This window comes from Alcanivorax sp. HI0044 (genome assembly GCF_001634945.1).
Genome location: NZ_LWEZ01000825.1, coordinates 1 through 400, shown reverse-complemented (window position 1 = coordinate 400; position 400 = coordinate 1). Strand labels below are relative to the sequence as shown.

General features: G+C 52.0%; 1 protein-coding gene. It reads right to left on the bottom strand.

Annotated elements, in window-relative coordinates; genetic code table 11:
* Window positions 1-400 (bottom strand): hypothetical protein (locus tag A3730_RS31435; protein WP_197477408.1); only part of this gene is annotated, 400 nt, incomplete at both ends.

Below are 400 nucleotides of genomic sequence, written 5' to 3'. Positions count from 1 at the left end.
CCGGGTTCGGGTTCAGGGTCCGAACTGTCTTCCTGAATCAAGGCACGGGTGGTGGTACCCTGGCCATCATCATGGATGATTTCCATAACGTCCCCATCCGCATTGAGGTATACCCGCACACGCTCATCACTATCGGACAGTCCATAGTTCACAGCGACCCGTCGATCTGCGGCTACATTTTTTCGATCGTAAATCGCAACAATATCCGTAGCGACAAAACTGATTCCCGTATCGAAATCAATATCACCCTGTGCAGAAATAATGACGCTGCCACGCACATGGTCGCGGTTGGCCGTCCCACAACTCGCACAGTATCCGGGATCTCCAGTAGCATTTCCTATTACCGTGTAAGTACCAGCAAAGTCAGTCAGCACATCCAGGTTCGCAGGCAATTCCGGGT